A 26,609-nucleotide genomic window follows, 5' to 3' on the forward strand; every position below is an offset into this window, starting at 1 on the left:
CTTTATCTGGGAGGATAAGATGAATATGTTTAAAGCCAAACTTGCGGCATCGGTTGCCGCCATCTCCATGTCTGTTGCTGCCTTTGGCATGTCTGCATCGGCCAACGCCGAAACCCTGAAACTTTCCCATCAGTGGTCCACAAGCGACGTGCGTCACAAAGTGGCACAGATCATTGCCGATGAAGTTAAAGCCGCCGACGTCGATCTCGACATTCAGATTTTCCCATCCGGCTCCCTGTTCAAAGCCAAAGAACAATGGACCCCGATGACCCGTGGCCAACTTGATATGATCGTTCTGCCACTGGCATATGCGGGTGGGCGCATTCCGGCCACCAACCTGACCTTGATGCCAGCTTTGGTGAAAAACCACGACCATGCAAACCGCATCAACGAATCCCCGTTCATGGATAAAATCGAAGAACTCCTGAACGAGGAAGGTGTTGTCACCGTTGCCAAAGGCTGGCTTGCGGGTGGTTTTGCATCGGCCAAAGGCTGCATCCACAAACCTGACGACGTCAAAGGCCTGCAAATTCGTGCGGCCGGTAAATCGTTTGAACAAATGCTTCAAGGTGCTGGTGCATCGATTGCCGCCATGCCAAGTTCGGAAATCTATCCGGCCATGCAGACCGGCGTTCTGGATGCCGCCAACACCAGCTCGGCAAGCTTCGTGTCTTATCGTATCTACGAGCAGGTTAAATGCTACACCCCGGCGGCGGAAAACGCCCTGTGGTTCATGTATCAGCCGGTTCTGATGTCCAAGAAAACCTATGACAAGCTTAACGACGCACAAAAAGATGCGTTGGCTGCCGCGGCCAAAAAGGCAGAAGCCTATTACACAGAAGAAGGCCGCAAACAGGATTCTGACAGTGTTCAGGTCTTTAAAGATGCCGGTGTCGAAATCGCCGATCTGACCGACGAAGATTTTGCCGCATGGCAGGAAATCGCCAAGAAAACCTCTTATGCGAAATTCGTCGAAGAGACCCCGAATGGGCAGGAACTGCTTGATATGGCACTTGCCGTTAAGTAACCGCCCGTTCCCGATTTAGGCGCGGTGCCGGTCCATCCGGCACCGTCCCCTTCTTCCCAAACGACACAGAACAATCCGGTTCCGTCAGAGGAGTACGCGCGTGTCTAACGCCACATCCCCGCACCCGCTTCCGATTGATCTGCCCGATGATTTCGCGCAGACACCCCGTGCGTCGCATTCCGTTAAATCAGACATGCCACCACCGCCCGATGTTGAACCAATAGACCCAAATGACACCCGTCAAATGGTGCGCGACATGCCGCCCAAAGGTCCAATTGATGCCGTCATCGCGGTAATTCATTTTGTTTCGCGTACATGCGGCGTTTTGTCGGCCGCAATGTTCGCCATTGCCATGCTGATCATCTGCCAATTGGTCTTTATGCGTTACGTGCTTAATGACTCCACCGTCTGGCAAACCGAAGCCGTCATCTTCCTGATGATTGGCGCGACCCTTGTTGGCCTGCCCTATGTGCAATTGCTCCGTGGACATGTGAATGTCGATTTGTTGCCGCTGTATCTTAAACGCGGCGCACGCATGACCCTTGCGATCATGACCCTACTTCTTGGCATGGCAATCAGCGGGCTGTTTGGTTTTTACGGCTTTGAACTGGTTCTTGAGGCCTTTGACGGCGGCTGGCTTAGCGAAACCATCTGGGCTGTGCCCCTGTGGAAACCGTTTTCCGCCCTGCCCATCGGTTTTGGTTTGCTGTTCATGCAGTTCTTTGCCGATTTTCTGGCCCTGATCACGCGTCGCGCGACGCCGTTCGATCTGCGCCACGACGCTTTTTAAGGAGGCCGCACCATGGATCCCCTAATTCTAGCGGCCATTGTTGGCATCGCAACCACCCTTGTCCTGTTTTCAGGCATCCCTGTCGGGATTGGCCTGCTTCTGGTCAGTGTTGGCTTTATCATTGCCTTTGACGGCACCGGTTCGCTACCACTCCTACCTGAAATCCTGTTTGGCAAACTTGAAAGTTTCGAAGTCCTCGCCATCCCGATGTTTATCTTGATGGGGGCGGTTGTCGCCTGTTCACGTGCGGGTGGTGATCTTTATTCTGTGTTGGATCGCTGGCTGACCCGTGTGCCCGGTGGCTTGGTGATTTCCAACCTTGGCGCTTGTGCGATTTTCTCTGCCCTGTCGGGATCATCCCCGGCGACCTGTGCTGCCATTGGTAAAATGGGCATTCCGGCGATGCGTGAACGCGGCTTCCCCGATACGGTCGCGGCGGGTTCGATTGCTGCGGGCGGGACCCTTGGCATTTTGATCCCGCCAAGTGTCACCATGATTGTCTATGGCATCTCAACCGAAACCTCGATCGGGCGCCTGTTCCTTGCTGGCTTGCTGCCGGGTCTTTTGGTCACGGCCCTGTTCATGGCGTGGTCGCTGTATTCGACCTGGCGTCAGGGCAATGCCAAGGCCGCCCTTGGCAGCATCAAATACAGCTGGAAAGAAAAGTTTGAAATCCTGCCGCGTGTTTTGCCGTTCCTTGTGATCATTGCTGCGGTTCTATTTGCGCTTTATGGCGGCGTTGCCACCCCATCGGAAACTGCTGGCGTTGGGGCCCTGTTCTGCCTGATCACCGCGATGATTGTGTATCGGATGTGGAAACCTGGCCAACTTTGGACGGTCATGCGTGACACCACCAAAGAATCGGTCATGATCCTTTTGATCATCGGGGCGGCAGGTCTGTTTAGCTACATGCTGTCATCGCTGTTCATCACCCAATCGATTGCGCAGTGGATTTCCGAACTTGACGTCAACCGTTGGGTCTTGATGGGCTTCATCAACGTGTTCCTGCTGATCTGCGGCTTCTTCCTGCCGCCGGTCGCCGTGATTTTGATGAGTGCACCGATCTTGCTGCCGGTGATCATTAATGCCGGATTTGATCCGTACTGGTTTGCCGTGATCCTGACCATCAATATGGAAATCGGTCTGATCACCCCGCCGGTTGGATTGAACTTATATGTCATTAATGGCATCGCACCCGACATTCGCCTGCAAAGCATCCTGCGCGGCGCGTTCCCTTACGTGCTCTGCATGATCACCGCGATTGTCATTTTGTGCTTCTTCCCGCAAATCGCCACTTGGCTTCCAGAAACGGTTATTGGAGGACGCTAATGTCAGGCATCTCTGTCAGAAGCTGGATTTCGAGCATTGCGGACCGTGGTCGCGAACTTCTTGACCTGCCGCTTTCCACCCCACAGGACCAGTTCGCCCAGCTTGCCGCCATGTGTAAGGACCTTGTTTCGCAAAAGGGCGAAGCACGGGGGACTGCCATTGCGCGTGAAGTTGTCCGCATGTGGGAAAACCTGCCCGACGAAGACAATTTGCGTTTCTTCCAAATGATGCAAAATGACTTCAGTGCGGACCGCAAAACAGTCATCAAAGCGGCCGAGGCCTTCGCCGCCGACCCAACAGAAGCCAATCTGGCGGTGCTAACCCACGCGTCCGAACCGGCCCGTCAGGATTTACTGCGTAAAATCAACATGGCCCCGGGCGGAACCCGTGCGATTGTTGATATGCGCGAAACCCTGATTGGCTTGCTGAAAGATAATCGTGATCTTGAACCGCTAAATGCCGATATGCAGCACCTGCTGACCAGTTGGTTTAACCGTGGTTTTCTCGAACTGCGCCATATCGATTGGGAAACATCCGCCTCTGTCCTTGAAAAACTGATCCGCTACGAAGCGGTACATGAAATTCAAGGCTGGGATGATCTGCGCCGTCGTCTAGCAACCGATCGCAAATGCTTTGCCTTCTTCCATCCGGCAATCCCCGATGATCCGCTGATCTTTGTCGAAGTCGCACTGGTGCATGGTCTTGCTGATAGTGTTCAGGCCCTTCTAGCCCCGGAAATCGATCAAAAGGCCCCCAAAACCGCCAACACTGCGATTTTCTATTCCATCAGCAACTGTCAGGCCGGACTTAAGGGCATTTCGTTTGGCAACTTCCTGATCAAACAGGTGGTCGAAGAACTCAAACGCGAATTCCCACAGCTCAAACAGTTTGCCACCCTGTCGCCGATCCCCGGCTTCATGGGCTGGCTGCGAACCCGCCAGAAAAGCAAGGCCGATGACGCCGAAATGGCGGGCACCGTCCTTGCCGGGCTTAGCGAAGAAAACTGGATGAATGATCCGGTCCGCGCCGAAGAATTGCGCAAACCGACCCTTACTTTGTGCGCGACCTATCTTGCCACCTGCAAACGGGGTAAATCGCCACTTGATCCGACCGCACGCTTCCATCTTGGCAATGGTGCACGGCTCGAACGCCTAAACTGGCTTGGCGACACCTCTGACAAGGGATTGCGCCAAGCAGGCGGCATGATGGTGAACTACGCGTATCACCTGAACGATATCGAGAAAAACCACGAAGCACTGATGAATGACGGAAAGATCGCCGTATCTAAACCCGTCGCGCAGCTTGCCGGTGTCTAGGGATAAAAATCTAAGGATAAACCCATGTCAGATAATCTTTTCCAAACCTTCCTTGACCGTTTCCCGGCAGACAAATCGCGGACATTTTTGGTCGAACGCGATGGCACAGAACGCAGCTTTGCCTGGTTGATTGATCAGACCGGCCGTTATGCTGGCGTGTTGGCATCCCACGGGGTGGTCAAGGGGGATCGGGTCGCGGCCCAGGTTGATAAATCATCCGATGTCATTGCGCTTTATCTCGCCTGCTTGCAGCTTGGCGCGATCCATCTGCCGCTCAACACCGGTTATACCGGCGATGAAATTGCCTATTTTCTGGGGGATGCCGCGCCGCGTGTCTTTGTTTGTCGTCCGGCAAACTATGATATCGCCCATGACCTTGGCAGCCAGAACAACGTCGATGCCGTCCTGTCGCTTGGTACCAACGGTGATGGTAGCTTGAATGATCAGGCAAAAAACATCGCACCGTTGCTTGATGTGGTCGATGCTGACAAGGACGATGTCGCAGCGATCCTGTACACATCGGGCACAACCGGCCGGTCCAAGGGCGCGATGCTGACCCATAACAATCTGGGATCAAACGCCAAAACCCTGCACAGCGCATGGGGCTTTAAACCGGGTGACACATTGCTGCATGCCTTGCCGCTGTTTCATACCCATGGGCTGTTTGTCGCGATCAACATCATGCTGATGAATGGCGGCAAGGTTATCTTGCTTCCGAAATTTGATGCCGATGACGTGGTGGAACGCTTGCCGCAATCAACCGTTTTGATGGGCGTTCCGACCTTCTATACCCGCCTTCTGGCCCATCCGAAATTTACCAAGGACGTCTGTTCGAACATGCGTTTGTTCGTCTCGGGCTCGGCACCGCTTTTGGCCGAAACCCACGATGCGTTCTTTGAACGGACCGGTCATAAAATCCTTGAACGTTACGGCATGACCGAAACCTGCATGAACACATCCAATCCGCTGGATGGTGAACGTCGCCCCGGTGCGGTTGGCCCGACCCTGCCGGGGACGGAGGCACGCGTGTGCGACAAAGACGGCAACGTTCTGGGTACTGGTGAAATCGGCGTCCTCGAAGTCCGCGGCCCGAACGTGTTTAAGGGCTACTGGCAGATGCCTGAAAAAACCGCATCCGAATTTCGAAGTGACGGCTTCTTTATCACCGGCGACCTCGCCACCATTGGCGATGACGGCTATGTCACCATTGTCGGGCGCGATAAGGATTTGATCATCTCAGGCGGCTTTAACGTCTATCCCAAGGAAGTCGAAGAAGTCATTGCCGAGTATGATGAAGTCGAAGAAGTCGCAATCTTTGGCCTGCCCCATCCCGACTTCGGCGAAGCCGTTGCAGGTGTGATTGTCGCGGCCAATGGCAGCAGCCCCGACACCAACGCCCTGATCAAACGCACCCAGGACAAACTTGCAAAATTCAAAGTCCCCAAACGCATTTGGATCGTTAAGGAACTTCCGCGCAACACCATGGGCAAAATCCAAAAGGCCCAGTTGCGCAAGGACTACGCAGATACCTTTACCTCCCCAGCGGCTTAACGTCGCAACGATCTCCCACTGCCATGCCGGCAGATTAAACCTACCGGTCAGATCCGCTCTGACCGGATTTTTTTTGTGTAATGGCCGCAACTTCATTGCGCCGATCCGCCCTTTGGACCAGTTATGGTACTGGTTTATCCACTTCATATAAAAAGGTCAGACATGATTGATGATCCTGAACACAAGGTCGCATTTGTCACGGGTGGCGCACAGGGGCTTGGCCTTGGCATTACCCATCACCTTTTAAACACCGGCTGGAAAGTCATGATGTTTGACCGCGACAAAGATGCGGGCGATGAAGTCATGGCAAGCCTGGATGATGAACCCCGCACCCGGTGCCTGTTTTTTGCGGGTGATGTTGCCGATGAACAAAACGTCGCCATCGCTGTCCAACGCACCATTGACCGCTTTGGCCGCATTGATGGACTGGTCAATAATGCCGGGATTGCCGATCCCGATTCCGGATCGGTTGAACATCTTGATTGGGAAAAATGGCAACGGGTCCTAAATGTCAATTTGGGCGGCGCTTTTCTTGCCACCAAACACGCCACCCAGCATCTGCGTCAGACGAAGGGCGCAATTGTCAACATCACCTCGACCCGCGCGTTTCAATCAGAACCCGATACAGAATCTTACGCCGCATCCAAGGGCGGCCTTGTCGCCCTGACCCATGCGCTGGCCGTCAGCTTATCGGGCGATATTCGCGTCAATGCGATTGCGCCGGGTTGGATCGAAGTCGGCGATTGGCAAAAATCCGCCAACAAATCGGACCCCGACCACAGCGACACCGATAAATCGCAACACCCGGCCGGACGTGTGGGCACCCCAAACGACATCGCACAGGCGGTATCCTTCCTGCTTGATCCCAAAAAATCGGGCTTCATGACCGGCGAAACCATCCGCATCGATGGCGGCATGACCCACAAAATGATTTACGCCGACTAACAAAAACGCCGCCCGGCAAAACCGTGGCGGCGTTTTTGTTTAACACTGGTGATGTCCGATCATGACATCGGATTACGCCCGCGCTTTGCTTTCTGAAATGCCAAGCGCGCCAAGGGCTGTTTTGACAATCGCCTTGGCATCAAGACCGGCTTTTTCATATTGAATTTCCGGCTTGTCATGATCAATCAGCGCATCTGGCAACGCCATCGTGCGGATTTTAAGCCCGTTATCAAGCAATCCTTGGCCTGCCATATGTTGCAGCACCATCGCGCCAAAGCCGTTAATCGACCCTTCTTCGATGGTGATCAGCACTTCGTGATTGCGTGCAAGATCGGCAATCAGTTCGTGATCCAGCGGCTTGGCAAAGCGCGCATCGGCAACGGTTGCGGGCAATCCACGCGCGCCTAAATCTTCGGCGGCGATCAAAGCCTCGGCCAGGCGCGTGCCATAGGACAGAATGGCAATCTTGCCCCCTTCACGCAGGATACGGCCCTTGCCGATTTCAAGGACTTTGCCCTCGCTCGGCATTTCAACGCCAACGCCTTCGCCGCGCGGATACCGGAACGCAGATGGGCGATCATCAATCGCCCACGCAGTCGTGGTCATATGCACAAGTTCGGCTTCGTCGGCCGCGGCCATCAAAACAAAGTTCGGCAAACAGCCAAGATAGGCAATGTCATACGCCCCGGCATGGGTCGCCCCATCCGCACCGACCAACCCGGCCCGGTCCATGGCAAAACGCACCGGCAGGTTCTGGATCGCCACATCATGGACAATCTGATCATACCCGCGCTGCAAGAACGTCGAATACAGGGTGCAGAACGGTTTATAGCCTTCGCACGCCATCCCGGCGGCAAAGGTCACCGCATGCTGCTCGGCGATCCCCACGTCAAAGGCACGCTCTGGGAAACGATCGGCAAAGATATTAACGCCCGTGCCCGATGGCATGGCGGCGGTAATCGCCGTAATTTTTTCGTCCTTTTCGGCCAGCTTGACCAACGTTTCGCCGTACACCTTGGTGTAGCTTGGCGCATTCGGGGTTGGTTTCGCCTGCTTGCCGGTGACAACGTCAAACTTGGCAACGCCATGATATTTGTCCGCCGCACTTTCGGCTGGGCCATAGCCCTTGCCTTTTTGCGTCACCGCATGGATCAGGATCGGGCCATCGACATCCGCATCGCGCACGTTTTTAAGCACCGGCAAAAGATGATCCATATTGTGACCATCAATCGGCCCGACATAGAAGAAACCCATTTCTTCAAACAGGGTGCCGCCGGTCATCATGCCACGGGTATATTCTTCTAGTTTACGTGCCGCTTCTTCGATCTGGCGCGGCAAATGTTTGGTCAGGCCCTTGGCCGCATTGCGGAACCCTTGATACCCCTTGCCCGAAATCAGGCGCGACAAATAGCCCGACATCGATCCCACCGGCGGGGCAATCGACATGTCATTGTCATTAAGGATCACGATCAAACGCTGATCGGTGGCCGCGGCATTGTTCATTGCCTCATAGGCCATGCCCGCACTCATCGAACCATCACCAATCACGGCAATAACGTTTTTGCGTTTGTCATCGGAAAGCTGGTTGGCCACCGCCATGCCAAGCCCAGCCGAAATTGACGTGGAACTATGCCCCGCGCCAAACGGGTCATATTCAGACTCGCTGCGTTTGGTAAAACCAGACAACCCACCGCCTTGGCGAATGGTTCGCATGCGGTCACGCCGCCCGGTCAGGATTTTATGCGGATAGCATTGATGCCCCACATCCCAAATCAACCGGTCATAGGGCGTATCAAACAGATAATGAATGGCAACCGTCAGCTCGACCACACCAAGGCCAGCGCCAAGATGGCCACCGGTAACCGACACCGTATCAATCACCTCGGCGCGCAATTCATCGGCAATCTGCTTCATTTGTGCAGGCTGCAACGCGCGCAGGTCTTCCGGAGTCTTTACCGTATCAAGGAGCGGGGTCTTGGACGTCGTGCTCATACCGATCTCAATTTTTCAATTTTTATATCGCGTCACCGTCAAAGGGTGACGCTTTAAGGCTTGTTTTGCAAGCTGCGTAAAATAGCGGGGTTCAACTGAATTAGCGACCCTCAATTTCACATATCCGTCAAACAATTTAGGCGCCCAAATGCGAAAATGACATTCCCATAAATTAGCATTTGTACATCTAGAGGTGGTTAAATGTTGCGTTACCACAATTAGATACCGTATACACCTCACCGGAAAATCGATTCCTAATGTAATTAAAGGACCTATCCAATGATTCACTGCACCGCTTGCGGCTCCGAAATGTCAGAAACCGCTGTGGCTTGCCCGAAGTGTGGCCACCCGAACGAACTCACCTCTGAACCCGTTTCAGAAAAGGGTTTTGTCCCGGCACTTCTGCTCTGCTTCTTCCTTGGGTCCTTTGGCTTCCACCGCTTTTACGTTGGTAAAGTCGGCACCGGCATCTTGATGCTCATCACCCTCGGCGCGTTTGGTATCTGGACTCTGATTGATTTCATCATGATCGCAATCGGCAGCTTCCGCGACAAACAGGGCCTGCCGCTGAAACGCTAAGCCGTTTCGCACACCAATTTGCCTTACCAAGATGGGAATTTGATCTATGTCTGATACCAGAAACACCCAACCACATCAGACGCCAGCGAGCACCATAAGCAAAAAGTTTTGCCGTATGTGCGGCACTCAGCTTGCGGTCGACGCGGATCAATGCCCATCTTGCGGGCATGTTTGCGCCCCGATTGGCGGCAACAAACCAACCCCCGAAAACATCAGCCCCAAAAGCTTCGGCGTTGCCGTCTCTTTGTGCGGCGTGTTTGGCATCATGGGGATTCACCATTTCTATATCGGCAATATCGTCCACGGCCTGATCGATTTGTTATTGTTTGTCGCAGCCATGGTCTGCTTCTTTAACAATACCGAAAGCTGGGCTTTATTTGGCCTGATGCTGCTGTTGATTGACGTCGGTCACTCGGTTTGGGTGATGTATCAGTTATTCACCGGCAAAACCTATGACAGCCAGGGCCGACTGATCCCCTATCCCGGCCAACTCTAAGCTGGCCAAAACGGATCAGAACTCAGCCCAGGCGGCTTAAAAATCCGGCAACAACTTGCTCGACCGTGCGGTGAATGGCCTCACGGTCGCGACCGAAATCGCGGCATAAATGTCCATGGTTTTCGGCGATAAACGGGGTGCATTCGGGCAAGAACGAATAATGCCCTGCCCCTTTGATCCGGACAAACTTTGCCCGTCCCTGCAACAATTTGCGGAAATGCGCGGCATTGACGTCCTCGATCAGGACCTCGTCCGTATCGGCCTCAACAAACAACATCGGCACATCGATATCGGCCACCCCGTCATCGGTTGCCGCGACACCAAACGCCGGCGCAATCGCAATCACGCCCGCAATGCGCGAATCCCGGGCTGAAACAACCGGCCCGCCATATTGATCCTGTAATTGCGCCAGATCGTCGTCTTGGGGTGCGTATTGGCAAATCACCCGGTCATCATCGGCATTGACCGCGCAATAGCTTTGCCACGCCTTGGCATCAAAATCCCACCCGGCCAGTTTCAAAACCGTCGCCCCACCGGCTGAATGGCCCAGCGCATAAATCCGGTCTTGGTCGATATGCGGTGCGATCTCGTCGTGATCCAACAACAGATCAAGGCTCAGCTTCATTTCACGCGGGCGGCGTTCAATGATCGCCAATTGCCGAGCCTCGGACGCATCAAGGTAGTTATCGCCAACATGCTGCGGGGCCGCCACGATATAGCCACGGCGCGCCAAATATTCCGCCAACCAAAACTGATTGAACCGATGGCCTTCCGATCCATGGGAAAAGACCACCATCGGAAACGGGCCACCCTCGGCAAACGGCGCATTGCGCGCTGCCGTCGATGCAACGCCCATATGCCGCACCGGCTTTTCCGCCACGTCCGATGGATACCAAATCGCCATCGGAAACGGGTCTTTGTCAAACAGCCGGTCACGAAAACCGGCTGTATAATTTGGCTGATCACCCATTTGATGAAACTTGGATTCTATCGACCGCGCTCGACCACAAACCGTGCCACTTCACGCAGCGGCTCGGCTTCGGCGTCAAAGCAGCCCAGATGATTGATGGCCTGATCACACAGCATCTGCGCCTGATCACGGGCCTGATCAAGGCCCAGCAACTTCACAAAGGTCGATTTATCCTGATCGGCGTCTTTGCCCGCCGTCTTGCCCAGTTCCTCGGAACTGGCTTCGACATCAAGCAAATCATCCTTGATCTGGAACGCCAAGCCCATGTCATGGGCATAGGACCGAAGCGCCATGCGCATGCTTTTGGGCGCCTTGCCCAAAATCGCCCCGGCTTCGCAGGCAAAGGCAAACATCCGACCGGTTTTAAGCAGGTGCAAATGCGTCACTTGGGCCTGATCAAATGATTGACCTTCACCGGCCAAATCAATCATCTGCCCGCCGACCATGCCATTGGGTCCGGCCGCACGTGCCAAGGCACGCACAAGATCGGTACACACGCGCGGATCGGGATGGGTATCCTCATCGGCCAGCACTTCAAACGCCTGGGTCAGCAGCGCGTCACCAGCCAAAATCGCCGTCGCTTCGTCAAACTGCTTATGGCAGCTTGGCTTGCCCCGGCGCAAATCATCATCATCCATGGCCGGTAAATCGTCATGGATCAGTGAATAGCTGTGCACCATTTCGACCGCTGCCGCCACACGCAGTGCGGACCGGCGCGATACCTTAAACAGGGATGCGGAACTCAGCACCAAGAACGGGCGCAGGCGTTTTCCCTCCCCCAAGGTGGAATAGCGCATCGCCTGATACAGACGTTGTTCAATCTGCCCATTGGGGCGCGGCAAAATACCATCAAGCGTTTCGCCAAGTTCAATTGACGCCGCATTCAGTTGGGCAAGGAGGTCGTAACTCACCTCGGTCTCCGCAAATTTAATTATTCGATTTCAGTCGGCGTTGCTGCCGGGCGGCCATCCGCATTCAACGTAATCTTCTCAATACGCTCTTCGGCCGTGCGCAACTTGTCGGCACAATGACGTTTCAAGGCCGCACCACGTTCATAGGATGCAATCGCGTCATCAAGTCCGACCTGACCTTGCTCAAGCTGACGGACAAGGGACTCTAACTGGCCCAATGCCTCCTCAAAGCTGAGTTTGGCGATATCTTCGGGGATGGCGGGGGATGCAGTAGCCTCGGACATGTAAGCTCCATTTCTATGTTTGGCGCGGAGTTTACGCGCTGTTCCCGCCAAGGGCAACCAGACAGAACGCGGAATTTCGTCATCGCGAAACATTCCGCCCAACACCGCACACATGCCCCTGCATCACGGGGCTGCCGACCATGTGCCCTTCATCCCCCAAACGGCACACTACCGGCTCAAACCGTTACCCGAACCCTACTCAGCCCATCATCAAGGTGCGGACATGCAGCATAACACACCGTGCCAAGGTCGGCAGGTCATAGCCCCCTTCTAGCAAAGACACCAATCGCCCCTCACACTGCTCATCGGCAAGCGCCATCAGTTGCTGCGTCATCCAGATGAAATCATCATCACACAATGACAACCCGGCCAGCGGATCGTTTTTATGGGCATCAAACCCGGCCGAAACGATCAGAAGTTCGGGCTTAAATGCGGTAAGTCCCGGCAAGACAGTTTCGCGAAACGCATGCTGAATTTCCGCGGTCCCCGCCCCGGCTTCCAATCCGACATTTAGGATATTATTGGCACATCCCCGTTCACTTTCCGCCCCCGTTCCCGGATAAAGCGGCCATTGATGCGTCGAGCAATAAAACAAATCCGGATCGTTAAAGAACAAATCCTGCGTGCCATTGCCGTGATGCACATCGAAATCCATCACCGCCACGCGTTTGATGCCGTACTTATCACGGGCATACCGGGCGGCCACCGCCGCATTGTTAAACAGGCAAAACCCCATTGCCCGTTCATATTCCGCGTGGTGTCCCGGTGGGCGCACACCGACAAAGGCATTATGTTCGTGTCCCGCCATCACCGCATCCACCGCAACACAGGCCCCGCCAACGCTGCGCAACGCCGCATTGCCCGACCCCGGCGACACATAGGTATCCCCATCCAGTGACACGATGCCGCTTTCGGGGATGGTTGCCATCACCTTATCGACATAGGCCGGGTCATGGACCGATTTGATCAGGTCAATATCGCCCTTTGGGGCTTCTTCGCGGTGCAGGAACATGAATTCTTCGCCTTCAAGCACGCGCTGAATAACGCGCAGGCGGTCGGCACATTCGGGGTGGCCCGGGCCGGTATCATGTCCGATGCAATCGTGATGGGTTACGAACAATGTCGCCATCGATCTGGATCGCCTTCCTGTTATATTTTCCCTGTTTGGCCAACATCGGCTGCGGGCCATCTTGGCGCGATCACATTGGGTGCTTCGCGCTCTTATTTTTCTTTTGTCTTATTTATAACGGCAAATAACGTGGTCCGCTTTGTTCTAAATCAGCACACCACACGCAAAGATCGCAAGTTCTTTAACCGGTATAAGACCGCGACCTATACGTCTTTCACAAAACGACTCTGACGCCCGGTCATTTTTTGTCGCCCCCTGTGACGGCCAACACACCCTTACATCGCACATGAGTGATATTAAAATTTCAGTTTAATTCATACACCTGACCGGGTGACCACCAAACAACCAACAGTTTGCCCTAAAATTGGCGCAAAACCGCGTCACGATCATTCAATAGCTTACAAAGACTGTAGAATTTCGTGACCTGCAAAGAACGGGAACCGACGTCCGACAGTAAAAGAAACGATGATACGAGCACGTATATTGCGGCTAACGCTGTGGTTTTCCTCAGCTATCTGGTCAAACACTATCTTGACAGAATCGTAATATACTTGAGAATAAGACACATACTAATCTGGTCGGGCCAAATGAATATCCCCCAACCAGATAAGTTGTGGAACGTAGGAAGATAATGTCTTCAAGGTTGCCGTCAACGTACATGACAACTGACATTTATCTTCGTTGGGACAATGGCCCGTCGAGGCCATGATAAATAAGGATGCCAAATGGAATTAAACCATCTGGAACACAATGCCGAGCAGGCGAGCACCCTGCTCAAGGCAATGAGCAATCAGAGCAGACTGCTTATTCTTTGCCAACTCAACCAAGGCGAGAAATCCGTTGGCGAGCTGGAGCGGATCGTCGGACTGAGTCAGTCCGCACTTTCACAGCATCTTGCCCGCCTGCGTCGCGACAAGCTTGTTAAGACCCGTCGCGAAGCACAAACGATCTATTACTCTCTTCAGGGTGATGAAGCGTTGCGCGTCATCAAGACGCTCCATACGCTGTATTCCGATACCGGCAACGCTGCCGCTGCCTGAAGTCGAAAATGACGGATCTCCCAGTAAAAAAAGCCTGCCGCACTGGCAGGCTTTTTTTGTGTCTTCATCGCACCAACAATCGCGTTTCAGTAAATCGTCGAGGGTGATACGCGCTATTTTGTATTCGCCGACGCCCCGCAATCCGGGGCCGGAAGCTTGGTGACTTTATCCAACGTGCCCTGAACTTCGAAATCGCCATAATCAAATCGAAGCGCCTGGGTCACCCCGTTCTTCGCCAGATCAACAGCCATCTCCGTGCTCGGGCCGTTTTCGGCATCGCCCAGCGGGTAATAAGCCAAATTCATCCGGTAAAACGGCGATTTGGTCAGGCCATCGGCGTCATCGGCTTTACGATCTTCATTTTTGACATTTGAAATCACTGCCGCCACCCGATTGGTCGGGCGATCACCGCTGCCATCAAACACCAGATCGTTGGCGAACTTTTCGCCTTTCAGCGCACGCGCAAGCAACTGGATCGAATGCTGTGTCGGAAACATCGTCTCGGCGGGCAGTTCATCGACCACCTCAACGGGTTCCTCATAAGTGACCTTAACACCGCCGTCACCTTCGCGCTTGGCATCGCCAACCACTTCGTCAACTTGCGTTCCGTTCAGGAAATCACGCATCCGGAAACGATACCGGGTCCCGTCAAAGTTTTCCCATTGGGTCATCGAAAACGCCGAATTGATCGGCGCCCCTTCCGCCCCCTGAAGGATCATGATCTGCTGCATCTCGGTGATCCAGCCATCACAGACCTTTTCAAACCGATAGCCCAGCGCCCCAGTCGCATCCACGACCGAGCTGCCCTGATCGGAACGGGTCATTTTGAATTTATATTCAGCCGTATGCGACACAAGCCCCGCTTGCACCGATGCCATGTTCCCGGCCTGCGCAGCGCAGCCAGAAACACCCAAACACAAAACCAGCGCCCCTGCTAAGGAACGCCGATTGTGATCTATCTTTTTAACAATCCCAGACAAACTTATTCTCCAATAGGAGCAATTCCAACAATCCAGGGATTTTGTATTCCCTTTTTGGCAGCAAGAAGGCGCAGGTCACGGGCATGATCCGATGACAGTGGTCCAACCGCAACGCGCAAGTATTCACGTCCCTTGACCTTAGCACTGATCAAGCGCGGTTGATATTCCTCATAAAGCGCCAACGCATTCTGTGCACGCGCCTGCTCGCTAAAGCTGGCCAGGATCACATAATTACCCGGAAGCGGCGCGCCAAGGTCATCGCCAGTCATCGCCTGATCGGCCTTCTGATCGGTGGTCACACGATCAACATTGTCGCTCATGACCGTGCCATCGACCAGTGCTGCGGTCTTGGTTTGGTCCGCCAGATCTTTATCTGCCACATCCGCAGATGCTTTTGTTTCTGCTTCTGCGTCTTCGGGAACGTAGCCAGCGATCGCCGCATTGGCGACGGCCTCTGCATTGATCGGATCATTGCCGACAACACTTGGCGCAACATCACGCGCCGGAAGGTCATCTGAAACCGATGCCACTTCCACTGCCGCAACAGTCTCATCTGCTTTATCCGCGGAATTGGCCTCGGCCCCAACCGCACGCGGCGGCAAGTCGGTTGTGATGATGGTCTTGGATGGCAAAACCGCCGGTGACGGGCGTGACCAATCTTCGGCCGGCGCATTCACCGCGTAAATCTCAGGATGGGCCATGCGAAGTTCTTGCTTAACTTCCGGCTCCCCCATCACGGCCAAGGCAGATGCCCGTTCGGCAAGAACGGTATCTTCGTCCTTACAGACATTTTCCTTAAACAACGGACGATGCAGCGCGCAATCCCCATCTGCCGCCGCGGAAACAGCATGATCCGTGGTGCTTTTGCCCGTGGTCACATAACTGATTAAATCCCCGGCCAGTTTGGCAACGCTCAGTTCCACCGGCCCACCGCAGGCGGCAAGTGCCAACGGTGCGGCAACAACAAATATCTTCTTCACAGGCCATCCCCCGACGGATCGAAATTTTCTAGTCAACCCGCACTGTGACCTACTGGCAGTTAATATTAGGTAAGCACCGCATTGCCTTTTACCTGTGATCAAGGCCCGCAAAATGGCACCAAACCTATTTACGCCCCATATTTACTACCCTTAAGAGTTGTATAAATTCACAGAACAATGCCTGAAACTCATATTTCCGATACCGCTTGTCAAAAAATCGAGGTGCGAAATGTGTACAGATTTTCAGGTGAATGTTCCAAAGCAGGGTTACATCAACGGTCGATCCATGGAATTCGGGATGGAACTAGAATCCAAGTTCTTTTTCCGTAAAGCGGGCCATATCTATGACCAAAAAATATGGGGCGAGAATTTCGGCCTTTCGTGGCAAGGAAAATACGGATTTGTTGGAATGAATGCCTTCAATTTGCCTTTGGTTGTTGATGGCATGAACACGCAAGGCCTCTCAACTGGAAACCTATGGCTTCCTGGCACGCAATACCAAACAATTACCGACCCGCAGAAAGGGCTGAACATTGATAACTTTTCGGCTTGGGTGCTGAGCAACTTTGCCTCATGCGAGGAAGTAAAGTCTGCATTGGAAGCCAATCAGGTGCAGGTTGGCGCACCGAAATTCCTGCAAAACCTTTTGCCGCTTCACTACCCGATACATGACGACCAAGGAAACAGCATCGTCATTGAATTCATTCAAGGCGAAATTAAAATCTACGACAATCCAGTTGGCGTCCTGACAAATCAACCACCATTCCCGGATCAACTTTCAAACCTTCGTAATTACGTTGATCTCACGCCATGGAACAATGAAACCGCCACGTTCAACGGCTTTGAAGTTGCGCAAACGGGCAATGGCAGCGGCTTACTACATCTCCCAGGCGACCCAACGCCCCCAAGCCGTTTCGTAAGAGCAACCACACTCTCAAGCTTCTCAGAGCCAGTCGACACACTTGACCAAGGCGTCAATCTTGCCCTTCATATACTTAACGCTGTTGACATCCCTCGTGGATTAATTCGCAACAAAGGCAAGAACGGCACAGAAATGGATTACACACAATGGGCGGTCATCAAAGATATGACCCGTCGCGTGTATTATGCCCGCTTATACGCATCGCTGAACGTTCAATCGATTGACATTTCTGCCCTCGAAAGCAGCAACGAACTTGACGCCCTTGATGGAAAACAGGTTGCGTTCCCACTTTCACCAATTCCCGAAATCAATTCAGAACTGTCCGAGTTGGCGACAAACCCACTAAACCTTGCCGACGTCGCCTAACGCCATCGAATACATGTTGTGAAATCAACTCGACACAAAACAAAACGGCCCGGAAAAATCCGGGCCGTTTCACTTATTCTAATTGGGTCGCCCCAAAATCAGTCTTTTTTGACTTTGGCTGGCATCTGCACACGCAGATGAAGCTCTTTAAGCTGCTTGTCATCGACATCCGACGGCGCGTTCATCATCAAGTCCTGCGCCTGCTGGTTCAGCGGGAAGGCAATGACTTCACGAATGTTCGGCTCATCGGCAAGAAGCATGACAATACGGTCAACACCCGGGGCAGAACCACCGTGCGGCGGGGCGCCGAATTTAAATGCGTTCAGCATGCCACCAAACTGCTCTTCGACCACTTCCTTGCCGTAACCGGCAATTTCAAACGCACGGTACATGATGTCCGGACGGTGGTTACGAATGGCACCCGATGACAGTTCGATACCGTTACACACGATGTCATACTGCCACGCTTTGATGTCGAGCGGGTTCATGTTTTCAAGCGCGTCAAGACCACCTTGCGGCATCGAGAACGGGTTGTGGCTAAATTCAATTTTGCCATCGTCATCTTCCTCGAACATCGGGAAATCAACGATCCAACAGAATTTGAACATGCCTTCTTCGCGCAGTTCCAGTTCGTCACAAACTTTGTCACGGACTTTACCGGCAAATTTGGCAGCCGCCAGCGGCTTGTCACAGGCAAAGAAGACCGCATCGCCATCGGCAACACCGGTGATTTCTTTGATCTGTGCGATGCGATCGGCATCAAGGTTTTTGGCAATCGGGCCTTTGGCTTCGCCGCCTTCGGCAAACACGATATAGCCAAGACCAGCCGCACCTTCATCACGCGCCCAGTTATTGAGCTTATCAAAGAAGCTACGCGGGCGACCGGCGGCACCGGTTGCCGGAATGGCGCGAACAACCGAACCTTTTTCGATGTTCGATGCAAAGATGCCAAAGCTCGATCCACGGAACGGCTCGGTGACGTCGCTGATGATCAGCGGGTTACGCAGGTCCGGTTTGTCCGACCCGTATTTCGCCATCGATTCATCAAACGGAATACGTGGGAACGGGTATGGGGTCACATCGCGACCACCGCCGAACTCAACAAAGATGTCATGCAAAACAGGTTCGATCGCGGCAAACACGTCTTCCTGGGTCGCAAAGGCCATCTCGAAATCAAGCTGATAAAACTCGCCCGGCGAACGGTCGGCACGGGCGTCTTCATCGCGGAAGCACGGTGCGATCTGGAAGTATTTATCGAAACCCGACACCATCAGAAGCTGTTTGAACTGCTGGGGTGCCTGCGGCAGGGCATAAAACTTGCCCGGATGCATACGCGACGGAACCAGGAAGTCACGCGCACCTTCTGGCGAACTTGCCGTCAGGATCGGGGTCTGAATTTCCAAGAAGCCCTGTGCCGTCATTTTCTGGCGCATGGCCGAAATGACCTGCGAACGCAGAACGATGTTTGAATGCACACTTTCGCGACGCAGATCAAGGTAACGGTGACGCAGGCGAACTTCTTCGCCGTATTCAACATCGCCAAAGACCGGCATCGGCAGAACTTCGGCCGACGACTGAACTTCGATGTTCGATGCGTATACTTCGATCTCGCCGGTCGGCAAGTTCGGGTTGATGGTCTCAGCGGTACGTTTAACGACCTTACCATCGACCGTAATCACACTTTCAGCACGCGCCTTGTCGAGGGTCTCGAACAGCGGGCTGGAAATGTCGATAACGACCTGGGTGATGCCGTAATGGTCGCGCAGGTCAACGAACAAAAGGTTGCCGTGGTCGCGTTTACGGTGGATCCAGCCAGAAAGGCGAACTTCCGCATCGGCGTCAGTCGCGCGCAGCGCATTACAATTGTGTGAGCGAAAAGGATGCATTGTCATTCCAGGTTGCTTTATATTTTGGGCCGCAAATTTGGCCGCAAAGGTGCATGCCAGACCCGCGCTGTCAAACAAAAAACGCACCACAACATACGCGCCACAGTTAATTTGGGACGTTTGTTACAGTGTATTCATTGCCGATCTTGCCCGGCGTCAAAATTTCAGCGGTATAAAACGCTTCTGGGGCCACCGCGTCAAGTGCGCTGTCACAAGGTTTGTAAATCAATCCTTGCCGATCTTCACCGCTTGCAGGTCCTTGACCTTGGTAAAGCCCATCAACCGCCCGGTGCCAACCGCAACGTCACGCCATTTTTCCGTATCAAATTCAAAATGCGCCAAGCCACAGGTGGGATATTTTTGCGCCATCACCGCACGGGCCTCTTCATCGCCATCGCGAAATAACGCCTGGGCAAAATTCTCAAGCCCGGAATTATGGCCAATGATCATCACCCGGCTGGCTTCGTCATGGGTGTGATGCAAACATTCCAGAAACCCGCGCTCGTTGGCCATATACAGGTCTTCGCTGTAAATGACGTCCGCATCATTGGCAAAATCGCGCCCCAAAAGGCTCAGCGTCTGCACCGCCCGTGTCGCGGTCGAACACCATATAAGGTCGGGCACCAATTCATGATCGCGCAAAAAGCGGCCCATAAACGGGGCAGCCTTTTCGCCGCGGCGGTTCAATTCGCGGTCATGATCCACCCGGCTTGGTTCGGACCAACTTGATTTGGCATGCCTTAGAAGCAAAAGAGTCTTCATGTCTTCGGTTCTTTTGGGTGGGCCTGAACGGTTGATCGAGGCTCCTGCATGCCATATCACAGCCCAAGACGCCATCAGAAAAACTGACACATAAATTTAAGAAAATTGCATGCCCGTAAGCAGTTATCCTATACTCCATTCATAACCGGGATATGTCGCGTAAATTCAAAGACATTCCCTCAATCCGCAGGAGGCATAGCGTGTCACACGCCGCTGCAGTTCAATCAAGCGCGATCACTATTGAGTCGGAAAGCCGGTTCATCAACCGCGAACTTTCGTGGCTGGCTTTTAACAATCGTGTTCTCGAAGAAGCCCAAAATACCGGGCACCCGCTGCTTGAAAGGCTGCGTTTCCTGTCGATCTCGGCCAGTAATCTTGATGAATTTTACATGGTGCGTGTCGCCGGTCTGGTCGGGCAATTGCGCGCGGGCATGACCAAGGTCAGCCAAGATGGCATGAGCCCGTCTGAGCAATTGCGCGCCATCACCTTTGACGCCAACCAACTGATGCAGGATCAACAACGCATCTGGCGCCAACTCAGCAGTGACATGCAAAAACAGGGCATTTCGGTGATTGATCAATCCGATTTGACCCAGACCGATCGCAAATGGCTGGATGGCTATTTCACCCGCGAAATCTTCCCGACCCTTACCCCGCTTGCGATTGATCCGTCCCATCCGTTCCCGTTCATTCCCAATCTTGGCTTTGCCATTGTGATGCAGCTGTTTGATCCGGCTGACGGGCATAACATGCGCGGCCTGATCCCGGTGCCGCAGAAAATCGGTCGTTTCTTGCGCCTGCCGGGCCGCACCGAACGCTATCTTCCGGTCGAACAGGCCATCTTGCTGTATCTCAGCAAACTGTTCCCAGGCTTTGATATGATCGAACACGGCTTCTTCCGCGTCATCCGGGATTCGGATGTCGAGATCGAAGAAGAAGCCGAAGATTTGGTCCGCGTGTTCAAAACCGCCCTGAAACGTCGACGCCGCGGCAGCATCATCCGCCTCAAAGTCAACGCCCACATGCCCGAAGACCTGCTTGATTTCGTGATCGACGAATTGGACGTCGCGCTCGAAGAAGTCGTTAAGGTCGATGGTCTGTTGGGCGTGGTGGACGTCAAACAACTGATTGATCCTGATCTGCATCACGATCTGCTGTTCTCGCCCTATGCCGCACGCTATCCCGAACGGGTGCGTGACTTTGGCGGCGACTGCTTTGCCGCGATCAGCAAAAAAGATCTGGTGGTTCACCACCCATTCGAAGATTTCGACGTTGTCGTGCAATTCCTGCTTCAGGCCGCACGCGATCCCGATGTCGTCACCATCAAACAGACCCTGTATCGCACATCGGAAAACAGCCCGATCGTCAAAGCCCTGATTGCCGCCGCAGAGGCCGGAAAATCCGTCACCGCCATGGTCGAGCTCAAAGCCCGCTTTGACGAAGAAGCCAACATGCGCTGGGCGGCTGATCTTGAACGTGCCGGCTGTCAGGTGGTCTATGGCTTCCTTGATTGGAAAACCCACGCCAAGGTCTCGCTTGTGGTGCGTCGTGAAAACCACGGGCTTCGCACCTTCGTGCATTTTGGCACCGGGAACTATCACCCGATCACGGCAAAATTCTATACCGATATTTCGTTCTTCTCCTGCGATCCGGCCTTGGGGCGCGATGCGGCCAGCATCTTTAATTTCATGACCGGCTACGCCACCCCAAGATCGCTTGAAAAAATTGCCATCGCGCCGCACACCTTGCGTCCGACCCTTCTGACCCACATTGATCAGGAAATCGAAAACTGCAAGGCGGGCAAGGCGTCCGGCATTTGGGCCAAAATGAACAGCCTTGTCGATCCGGTGGTGATTGACGCGCTCTATCGCGCCAGCCAAGCCGGGGTTCAAATCGAACTTGTCGTGCGCGGCATTTGCTGCTTGCGCCCCAATGTGCCGGGGCTTTCGGAAAATATCCGGGTTAAATCGATTGTTGGTCGGTTCCTTGAACATTCGCGCATTGTTGTCTTTGCCAACGGGGCGAAACTGCCCTCGCGCAAGGCCAAGGCGTTTATTTCCTCGGCCGACTGGATGCCGCGTAATCTCAACCGTCGTGTTGAAACCCTGGTGCCGGTTGAAAACCCAACCTGTCAGCGCCAGATCGTTGAACAAATCATGATTGCAAACCTAAAAGATACAGCGCAGGCTTGGTATTTGCAGGCGGATGGTTCATACGAACGGTGTGACGGCGGCGACAACGCGTTTTCGTCCCACAAATATTTCATGACCAACCCGTCATTGTCAGGCCGCGGAAGTGCGCTCAATGAAGAGGACCCGAATGTCCCCGTCCTGCAACTTGATGATTAAGTCCAAAAAAGACGTCCAACAGGTGCCATCAAAAGTATGCTGACTGACCAAAGAGCTTCCAACCGCATCGCGATCATTGATGTTGGCTCCAACTCGGTACGACTGGTCATTTTCGATGGCATGACCCGTGCCCCGGCCCCGATTTTCAACGAGAAAGTCATGTGCGGGCTGGGCCGCGATCCCGAAGACACCGGCAAGCTCAATCCCGAGGGGGTCGAACTTGCCGTCGTCGCCATGCAACGCTTTGCCACGTTGCTGCGCGCGATGAAGGTCACCCATGTTGATGTCCTCGCCACTGCCGCGGTGCGTGCTGCCAGCAACGGTCAGGAATTTTGTGACAGGATCCTGCGCGAAACCGGCCTCACGGTCACGGTCATTGACGGCCTTGAAGAAGCCCGCCTTTCCGCCCTTGGCATTATTTCCGGTGATCCCCGTGCCACGGGCATCATGGGCGATATTGGCGGCGGCTCGCTTGAACTGGTGTTGCTTGATCAGGGCGAAATTAAAAAACGCATCAGCGTGCCCTTGGGCGCGATGCGCCTGCATGCGGTCTTTGGCTCGGACCGGGCGCGGTTAACCGCTGAAATCAACCGTCACCTCGACAGCGTCGATTGGCTCAGCGACGCCAAAGGCCAGCAGCTTTTTGCCGTTGGCGGCGCGTGGCGCTCGATCGCCAAGCTTTACATCGCCCAGGAAGATTACCCGATTTCAGTCGTGCATAATTTGGCCATGCCCTGCGGCGAAACCCAGGAACTCACCCACATCATTTCGCAACAAAGCCGCATCTCGCTGGAAAAAGTCGGCGGTGTTTCCAAACGCCGTGTCGATAGCCTGCCCCATGCATCCCTTGTGATGAATATGTTGCTGGCGCGCATGAAGCCACGCGAAGTTGTCTTTTCGGGCCATGGCCTGCGCGAAGGCTGGATGTACGAAGCATTGCCTGAAAATCTGCGCCAACGCGACCCGCTGCTTGATGCCTGCTTAAGCTTCGCCGAAGACGGCGAACGTTTCCGCCAACACGGCGAAGAACTGTTTCGCTGGTGCGCGCCGATCTTTTCCGATCTGCCCGAAAATCTTGAACGCCTGCGCCTTGCCGCCTGCATCATTGGCGACATCGGCTGGAACGAACATCCCGATTACCGCGCCATCCAAAGCTACCACCGCATTTTGCGCCACCCCTATCTTGATCTAAACCATCATGATCGGGTGTTTCTCGCCTATGCCATTGGCTCTCGCTATACCGGCAACTTTAAGGGCGACGCCTCAAGCGACCGTATTTTGGATGAAGACACCCGCATGATTGGCCGCATGTTTGGTCACGTCATTCGTCTGGGCCACACGCTTTCGGGCGGTGCCGAGGGGATCTTGTCAAAAACCGCCCTTAAGATCGAAGACAACAAAATGGTGCTGGAATTCGATAAAAGCATCGCCACCCTTTACGGCGAAGTTGTCGAACAGCGCATGAACAAACTGGCCAAATTGATGAACCGCGACAGCGAAATCCGCGTGCCCTGACATCTGGTCTGGCGCACCGGCTTGGTGGTTGGTGGTGGTTGATGCTTGGCAATCGCGGGCAAAACAGATAAGTTAATCCCGCTTTCCAAGCACCCCGTCCGCGGAAAGGGCTGCGCCCGGTTCGATACTCTGAAACACACGGTTTCCTTGCCTGTCTGGCGGACACAGGCGGTTTAGACAGGGGAATCGTATGTCTGCGTCACGCACATCGAAATCCAAAAACACCACCCATCCAAAACCCGCAAACAGCCCGATTTTTGACGGTCGGCTGAATCTTGAACAGCAACGCAAACGCGCCAAGGACCTTTTGCGCGCGGCGAAAGCGGCTGATACCAGCAATGATACCACCACCGCCCGAACCCGATTTGAACAGGCGGGCTTCAAACCGTCTCCCTCGCAAAAAACGCCCTTCAAACTCGCCGATGCCCAGTTGGTCATTGCGCGTGAAAACGGCTTTGCCAGTTGGCCAAAGATGAAGGCGCATATCGATCAGATTGCCGAACGCAACCGGCAAATCAAAACCGGCGCGCCGACCGTCTTGGATACCAAAAGCACCCTGCATCTGCGCTGCGGATCAGACATCCGCCACGGCCTTCAGATTGCCGGGTTCATTGGTGACTTCCTTGAATTTGCCGATCCATTCTGTCAGGGGCCGGTCCCCGACCAGCCGCTTGATCAATTTGTTCAGACCCGTGCTGATTTTATCGGCGCCGGTTATGGCATCACCCCCAAAGACGCTTTGGCACGGGCGAAACGCGAATATGGCGCGCTGGCGACACTGGGCGATTATGATCATGTCGTGCTGTGGTTCGAACATGACAGTTACGACCAACTGATCTTGGCCTTCCTGCTTGATTTCATCAATGCCACCCGCCCCGATACCCGTCTTGACGTCATCTCGGTCGGTTCTGTGCCGGGCGTTGAACGCTTTGTTGGGCTGGGCCAACTTTCGCCCGAACTGCTCATTTGGTGCTGGGACACACACCGCACCCCGATCACACAGGCCATGCTCGATTTTGGCTGCCATGCATGGCGGGCGATCCGATCAGACAATCCAGATGGTCTTAAGTCCCTGATCAAATCGGATGCATCGCCCCTGCCCCACATGATCCCGGCCCTTAAACGCCACTTGGCCGAACTCCCCGATCCGCAATCTGGTCTCGGCCTAACGCAAAAGCTTACCTTGCAAATCATCCATAATCACGGCCCCCTGCCCGTCGGCAAGGCCTTCAGCCACCTGATCCGCACCTACGACCCGCTGCCCTATCTCGGCGATTTGATGTTCTGGACAGAAATCCAGTGGATGATGGATTGCCGCGCCCCACTCTTCACCCTCTCTAAGGCCGGCCCAGAAACCAACTGGCCAGATCAAATCATCACCCTGACCAAAACCGGCAAAGAAACCCTCGCTGGCAGCCGTAATTTCCTCGACAACTTCACCGGCCGTCGCTGGGTCGGCGGGATCCGGATCAGTCCGACAGATACGCCATAGCCAACGCCCTTTATGGGCGACCGCTATCCCAACCCACGCGATGCCCTGAAAATCTCCTGCCGGAGCCACTTATGCGCGGCATTGGCGGCATTTCGCACGTGCCAATATTGGGCAAAGCCGTATTCACGGAACTCAAACGGCGGATCGCATTCACCAAAGCCCTGCATCATCGTGCCTGACAGGCGCGATGGCAGGGTGGCGATGATGTCTGTCCCCCGGATCAGATTGGCGACACTGGCAAATGTCGGCACCTGAAGGGCTGTGCGGCGTGATCGGCCAAGCGCGCGCAAGATATCATCCACTTCGGAGCTCTCATTGGCCCCGATCATCACGCGCGCATGGCTGGCCGCACAATATCGGTCGAGCGTATCTGGCGGACCATCATGGAATGCCGGATCATAAAAGCACCGCATCCGTTCACGAAACAGGCCCTGGCGGGTGATGTCGCCATGCTTGCCCGATTGCTCGATACTGATTGCATGATCAATCGTGCCATCGCGCAGCCACCTGTTCATTCGGTCAATGCCTGGCACCGGCAAAACCTTAAGCCGGATGTCTGCCTTACAACGATGCACCCGCTTCATGAGGGCGGGCAAAATCACCGCCACCTCATAATCATTGGCACCAATCACAAAGCGCGCACTATGATCGGCGTTCCCCGGATCAAATGCGACAACCCGCGTAAGCCCCCGAAGCCCCTGCAACAAAACGCGGACCTGTGGCGCGATTTCATCGGCATGGGCCGTTGGCGCAACCGACCGGCCCGAACGGACAAACAATGGATCGCCAATAATCTGGCGCAACCGATCAAGTCCATGACTGACGGTCGGCTGTCCTACATCAAGCCGGTGCGCAGCCGCTGTGACCGATTCCTCGTCATAAATCGTCAGAAACAGCCTCAGCAGGCGATAATCAAGATCCAATTCATCGATATTCATGCATATATACTATCATATCCATCGAATTGATCATATGCATCCTTTGCGACAAATTCTTCTT

General features: G+C 54.2%; 23 protein-coding genes. 13 read left to right on the forward strand and 10 right to left on the reverse strand.

The window, feature by feature from the left end; genetic code table 11:
• Nucleotides 1-19: 19 nt before the first annotated feature.
• The 6 genes from dctP (at nucleotide 20) to HCZ99_RS19165 (ending at nucleotide 6,958) form a co-directional block, all read left to right on the forward strand.
• A complete protein-coding gene (gene dctP, locus HCZ99_RS19140; RefSeq protein WP_167448625.1) occupies nucleotides 20-1,027 on the forward strand; it encodes a TRAP transporter substrate-binding protein DctP in 1,008 nt (335 codons plus the stop codon).
• A gap of 100 nt (nucleotides 1,028-1,127) precedes the next feature.
• Nucleotides 1,128-1,817: a TRAP transporter small permease gene (locus HCZ99_RS19145; protein WP_167448626.1), complete on the forward strand. Its 690-nt coding sequence runs from the start codon at nucleotides 1,128-1,130 to the stop codon at nucleotides 1,815-1,817.
• A 12-nt stretch (nucleotides 1,818-1,829) separates the two neighbouring features.
• A complete protein-coding gene (locus tag HCZ99_RS19150; RefSeq protein WP_167448627.1) occupies nucleotides 1,830-3,146 on the forward strand; it encodes a TRAP transporter large permease in 1,317 nt (438 codons plus the stop codon).
• On the forward strand, nucleotides 3,146-4,462 hold the full coding sequence (locus HCZ99_RS19155) for a malonyl-CoA decarboxylase (protein WP_167448628.1): 1,317 nt from the start codon (nucleotides 3,146-3,148) through the stop codon (nucleotides 4,460-4,462). Before HCZ99_RS19150 ends, HCZ99_RS19155 begins: the two co-directional genes overlap by 1 nt.
• Before the next feature lie 24 nt (nucleotides 4,463-4,486).
• A complete protein-coding gene (locus tag HCZ99_RS19160; RefSeq protein WP_167448629.1) occupies nucleotides 4,487-6,013 on the forward strand; it encodes a malonate--CoA ligase in 1,527 nt (508 codons plus the stop codon).
• Nucleotides 6,014-6,175: 162 nt separating this feature from the next.
• Nucleotides 6,176-6,958: a glucose 1-dehydrogenase gene (locus HCZ99_RS19165; protein WP_167448630.1), complete on the forward strand. Its 783-nt coding sequence runs from the start codon at nucleotides 6,176-6,178 to the stop codon at nucleotides 6,956-6,958.
• Nucleotides 6,959-7,030: 72 nt separating this feature from the next.
• Here HCZ99_RS19165 and dxs read toward each other — a convergent pair whose 3' ends face one another.
• The gene (gene dxs / locus HCZ99_RS19170) at nucleotides 7,031-8,950 is read right to left on the reverse strand and encodes a 1-deoxy-D-xylulose-5-phosphate synthase (RefSeq protein ID WP_167448631.1); all 1,920 of its coding nucleotides are present in this window, start codon (nucleotides 8,948-8,950) and stop codon (nucleotides 7,031-7,033) included.
• Nucleotides 8,951-9,259: 309 nt separating this feature from the next.
• Between dxs and HCZ99_RS19175 the strand changes: the two genes are divergently transcribed.
• On the forward strand, nucleotides 9,260-9,529 hold the full coding sequence (locus HCZ99_RS19175; protein ID WP_254869753.1) for a TM2 domain-containing protein: 270 nt from the start codon (nucleotides 9,260-9,262) through the stop codon (nucleotides 9,527-9,529).
• A gap of 46 nt (nucleotides 9,530-9,575) precedes the next feature.
• Nucleotides 9,576-10,025, forward strand: coding sequence for a TM2 domain-containing protein (locus HCZ99_RS19180; RefSeq protein ID WP_167448633.1), 450 nt, complete (start codon nucleotides 9,576-9,578; stop codon nucleotides 10,023-10,025).
• Nucleotides 10,026-10,047: 22 nt separating this feature from the next.
• Here HCZ99_RS19180 and HCZ99_RS19185 read toward each other — a convergent pair whose 3' ends face one another.
• The 4 genes from HCZ99_RS19185 to HCZ99_RS19200 form a co-directional block, all read right to left on the reverse strand.
• A complete protein-coding gene (locus HCZ99_RS19185) occupies nucleotides 10,048-10,995 on the reverse strand; it encodes an alpha/beta hydrolase family protein (protein WP_167448634.1) in 948 nt (315 codons plus the stop codon).
• Nucleotides 10,996-11,012: 17 nt separating this feature from the next.
• Nucleotides 11,013-11,906 (reverse strand): polyprenyl synthetase family protein, encoded by an 894-nt coding sequence (locus tag HCZ99_RS19190; protein WP_368484288.1) that lies wholly within the window; start codon nucleotides 11,904-11,906, stop codon nucleotides 11,013-11,015.
• A 20-nt stretch (nucleotides 11,907-11,926) separates the two neighbouring features.
• Complete coding sequence (locus HCZ99_RS19195) at nucleotides 11,927-12,190, reverse strand: exodeoxyribonuclease VII small subunit (RefSeq protein ID WP_167448635.1); 264 nt, start codon at nucleotides 12,188-12,190, stop codon at nucleotides 11,927-11,929.
• A gap of 199 nt (nucleotides 12,191-12,389) precedes the next feature.
• Nucleotides 12,390-13,319, reverse strand: a complete 930-nt coding sequence (locus HCZ99_RS19200; protein ID WP_167448636.1) for a histone deacetylase family protein — start codon at nucleotides 13,317-13,319, stop codon at nucleotides 12,390-12,392.
• Nucleotides 13,320-14,044: 725 nt separating this feature from the next.
• Here HCZ99_RS19200 and HCZ99_RS19205 point away from each other — a divergent pair.
• Nucleotides 14,045-14,359, forward strand: a complete 315-nt coding sequence (locus HCZ99_RS19205) for an ArsR/SmtB family transcription factor (RefSeq protein WP_167448637.1) — start codon at nucleotides 14,045-14,047, stop codon at nucleotides 14,357-14,359.
• A 113-nt stretch (nucleotides 14,360-14,472) separates the two neighbouring features.
• Here HCZ99_RS19205 and HCZ99_RS19210 read toward each other — a convergent pair whose 3' ends face one another.
• Both HCZ99_RS19210 and HCZ99_RS19215 read right to left on the reverse strand, forming a co-directional pair.
• On the reverse strand, nucleotides 14,473-15,237 hold the full coding sequence (locus HCZ99_RS19210) for an EipB family protein (RefSeq protein ID WP_167448638.1): 765 nt from the start codon (nucleotides 15,235-15,237) through the stop codon (nucleotides 14,473-14,475).
• A 104-nt stretch (nucleotides 15,238-15,341) separates the two neighbouring features.
• The gene (locus HCZ99_RS19215) at nucleotides 15,342-16,319 is read right to left on the reverse strand and encodes an SPOR domain-containing protein (RefSeq protein ID WP_167448639.1); all 978 of its coding nucleotides are present in this window, start codon (nucleotides 16,317-16,319) and stop codon (nucleotides 15,342-15,344) included.
• 229 nt (nucleotides 16,320-16,548) lie between these two features.
• Between HCZ99_RS19215 and HCZ99_RS19220 the strand changes: the two genes are divergently transcribed.
• Nucleotides 16,549-17,607 carry a linear amide C-N hydrolase gene (locus HCZ99_RS19220; protein WP_167448640.1) on the forward strand — a complete coding sequence of 353 codons (1,059 nt, stop codon included), beginning with the start codon at nucleotides 16,549-16,551 and terminating at the stop codon, nucleotides 17,605-17,607.
• A 98-nt stretch (nucleotides 17,608-17,705) separates the two neighbouring features.
• Here the strand turns inward: HCZ99_RS19220 and aspS are convergent, their stop codons facing one another.
• Together aspS and HCZ99_RS19230 are read right to left on the reverse strand one after the other, a co-directional pair.
• The gene (gene aspS, locus HCZ99_RS19225; protein WP_167448641.1) at nucleotides 17,706-19,493 is read right to left on the reverse strand and encodes an aspartate--tRNA ligase; all 1,788 of its coding nucleotides are present in this window, start codon (nucleotides 19,491-19,493) and stop codon (nucleotides 17,706-17,708) included.
• Nucleotides 19,494-19,718: 225 nt separating this feature from the next.
• Nucleotides 19,719-20,255, reverse strand: a complete 537-nt coding sequence (locus HCZ99_RS19230; protein WP_167448642.1) for a SixA phosphatase family protein — start codon at nucleotides 20,253-20,255, stop codon at nucleotides 19,719-19,721.
• A gap of 200 nt (nucleotides 20,256-20,455) precedes the next feature.
• Between HCZ99_RS19230 and HCZ99_RS19235 the strand changes: the two genes are divergently transcribed.
• The 3 genes from HCZ99_RS19235 to HCZ99_RS19245 all read left to right on the forward strand — a co-directional run bounded on the left by HCZ99_RS19235 (nucleotide 20,456) and on the right by HCZ99_RS19245 (nucleotide 25,610).
• Nucleotides 20,456-22,603: an RNA degradosome polyphosphate kinase gene (locus HCZ99_RS19235; protein WP_167448643.1), complete on the forward strand. Its 2,148-nt coding sequence runs from the start codon at nucleotides 20,456-20,458 to the stop codon at nucleotides 22,601-22,603.
• A gap of 36 nt (nucleotides 22,604-22,639) precedes the next feature.
• Nucleotides 22,640-24,118 carry a Ppx/GppA family phosphatase gene (locus HCZ99_RS19240; RefSeq protein ID WP_167448644.1) on the forward strand — a complete coding sequence of 493 codons (1,479 nt, stop codon included), beginning with the start codon at nucleotides 22,640-22,642 and terminating at the stop codon, nucleotides 24,116-24,118.
• A 190-nt stretch (nucleotides 24,119-24,308) separates the two neighbouring features.
• Nucleotides 24,309-25,610, forward strand: coding sequence for a DUF1835 domain-containing protein (locus HCZ99_RS19245; RefSeq protein ID WP_167448645.1), 1,302 nt, complete (start codon nucleotides 24,309-24,311; stop codon nucleotides 25,608-25,610).
• A gap of 23 nt (nucleotides 25,611-25,633) precedes the next feature.
• Here HCZ99_RS19245 and HCZ99_RS19250 read toward each other — a convergent pair whose 3' ends face one another.
• Nucleotides 25,634-26,548: a LysR family transcriptional regulator gene (locus HCZ99_RS19250; protein ID WP_167448646.1), complete on the reverse strand. Its 915-nt coding sequence runs from the start codon at nucleotides 26,546-26,548 to the stop codon at nucleotides 25,634-25,636.
• Nucleotides 26,549-26,609: the final 61 nt, after the last annotated feature.

It is taken from the genome of Thalassospira lucentensis (assembly GCF_011806425.1).
Taxonomy (GTDB): domain Bacteria; phylum Pseudomonadota; class Alphaproteobacteria; order Rhodospirillales; family Thalassospiraceae; genus Thalassospira; species Thalassospira lucentensis_B.